We start from the raw sequence: 836 nt of genomic DNA, 5'->3' as shown, positions 1-836 counted from the left end.
TTTCATATAGAAAACGATATCGTCACCCAGCTGCAAGGCCTGGGTAGTCATCAAGCGCTCTATACACTAGAGCCTTTAAAAGTGGGCGGCATTTATCCCCGCACTAAAGAAGAAAGAATCCTACTACCCTACGAAGACATACCCGACCAACTCATTGCCAGCCTTCTTGTCACTGAAGATCGTGACTTTAAACATCATTTAGGCATTTCACCGCTATCCATAGCGCGTGCTGCATGGGCAAACCTGAAAGCGGGCAGAGTTGTTCAAGGTGGCAGCACGCTTACCCAACAATTGGTCAAGAATTTTTATCTCAGTCGAGAGCGATCACTTAGCCGAAAGGTAAATGAAGCACTGATGTCTCTGATGCTGGAAGCCCATTATGACAAGCAGTCCATCCTAGAAACTTACATGAATGATGTCTTTCTCGGTCAATCTGGCTCACTCGCTATCCACGGGTTTGCAGCAGCCAGCCTCTACTACTTTGGCAAGGATTTACGTGCCTGCTCTATCTCCGAACACGCTCTACTTGTCGCCATGATCAAAGGCCCGTCCTATTATAATCCTCGCCGTTTTCCTGAACGAGCACTAAAACGACGCAACCTGGTTTTGTCTCTTCTGAACAAGGAGAACCTCCTTGACGATCAACGCTATCAAGAGGCGATCACTCACACATTAAACGTTATCGATAAGCCGACTCTACAGACTAATCCCTACCCGGCATTTATGGACATGGTAAAGCGTCAGCTGGGAAAAGATTACCATGAAGACGACCTACGCACTGAAGGGCTAAAGATATATACCAGTCTAGACCCCCAGCTCCAGCACCAGCTAGAGAA

At 47.4% G+C, this 836-nt stretch carries 1 protein-coding gene; it reads left to right on the top strand.

Features of this window, described 5'->3' with window-relative positions:
- On the top strand, positions 1-836 hold an 836-nt coding region (locus A3763_RS05620; protein WP_197482791.1), incomplete at both ends, for a transglycosylase domain-containing protein.

Source organism: Oleiphilus sp. HI0128, from assembly GCF_001635365.1.
Note: the sequence above shows the minus strand (reverse complement) of the source record. Positions and strands in the feature narration are given on the sequence as shown.